Here is a 1,644-nt window from a genome sequence, read left to right as displayed (position 1 = left end):
ATGAGCATCCTCTTGCCATTGAAGCAGATCGGAGGTCCGGATGTTGCCCAGCTGGGCGGATTGATCCGTCAGCTGGTGCAACCGGGGGTCGGGGCTTGCGATCACCAGAGTGGGGGGCGGCGAAAGCGTTTTCAAACAGGTTGCCAAGGCCTGACGCTCAGGTGCGTCCAGAACAGACGAGGGTTCATTCATCAGTAACATCCGAGGGCGTAAAGCAAGGGCTCGGGTCAGCGCGATCAGTTGTCGCTTGACCGGATCGCTTTCAAAACTCGACCCCTTGCCCAGCTGGGTATTGTAGCCTTCTGGCAGCCGGTGAATACGCCGCTCCAAACCAAGCTTGGAGGCAATCTGTTTGGCACGTTCAACCGTTTCGGTGCCGCCAAACGCGGCTAGATTGTCCAGCAAGGTTGCTGATAAGACTGCAGGGTCGCGCTCTAGCGCTACTATCCCGCCCCGACTGACAGGGGCGGATAGTTCAGTTGTTGCAGCCTCATCTATCAGGCACGAGCCGGCATTGGGCTCTTGGTTGCCCAGAATGGTCGCAAATAGGGCATCGACCATCCAACTTTCTTCGGCTTCTATCAGTATCCCAGTGCCGGGCGGCACGTGAAAACTCACTGGGCGATTAACGGCCTCTTTGTTTTGTGGGTGCGACAGGCATAGCGTTTCGACCCGGAGATCACCTTTGAGCTTTTTGTGCCCGATCCAGCCTGGCGGGTGCTGAGAAATACTGTCCATTTCGCGCAGTTTCCGCCGGGACAAAGCGACGCTTTCTGACTGAACCGATATCGCCATGATCTTGATTAAAGGCTGAATGATGTGACCATTCAAAAGCATACAGGCCGCCAATTCGGCAATTCCGATCATGTTCTGAATGACGAGATAAGCCCCCAGTAAGCCCATTGTGGCAACCATGATCTGCCCGAAAACAGCGCCAAAACTCTGCGCAAAACCCGAGAACAGGATCAGCTTGCGGCTGACCTCTACGGTCTGGTCCTCCAACAACTCAAACCTTCGGGCCATCTGAGGCTCCATCCGGTTGGCTTTGACCGTGGACAGGCTGGACAGCAGGGCCGAGAGGAACGCATAGCGGCGGGTATCCAGTGCCTTGCGACGCTCAAACAGGGACCATTGCTGATGCTTCATCACAACCGCAAACACTAAAACGATACAGAGCGCGGCAATGGGAACCAGAACCAACCACCCTCCGATCAAGCCGATCATGAGGGCGAACAGGATCGTAAATGGCAGATCAATGACGAGCGTCTGGCTCTGACCTGATTGGTGTTCTCGCAGTTGGCTGATCGCCATGAAGCGGTCAAAATAGGTGCTGGCGGTGTTTTGGGAGAAGTGGATCGGGTTTGCGTTCAAAACCTGTTCAAGGAACCGGCGCTGGCGGGTGACAGCACTCTCTTCGGCCCCGGTTGTCAACAGCACAGAACGCGCCCAACGCAACAAAAACTCAAGCCCAGCCCCAATCACCAGTGCCCAGGTCAGGATGCGCAACGTCTCGGTCGCCTGAAAGGGGATGATGCGGTCGAAAATCAGCAGAATGGTGATTGGCGCCAGAAGGGACAAGATGTTCAGGGAAAGCGACCCCGCCAGCAGAGGAATACCCATCCGCAGCCTTGTTCTACGCTTGAC

The 1,644-nt window shown here is 56.0% G+C and carries 1 protein-coding gene; it reads right to left on the bottom strand.

All coding sequences use genetic code 11. The features are described from left to right. On the bottom strand, positions 1 to 1,620 hold a 1,620-nt coding region (locus ACR0E6_RS21025; RefSeq protein ID WP_480586945.1), incomplete at its 3' end, for an ABC transporter transmembrane domain-containing protein. Between the last annotated feature and the right edge of the window lie 24 nt (positions 1,621 to 1,644).

The organism is Ruegeria sp. AP12 (genome assembly GCF_056540025.1).
The sequence above is the reverse complement of the archived record's forward strand: the minus strand, read 5'-3'. Positions and strand labels throughout refer to the sequence as shown.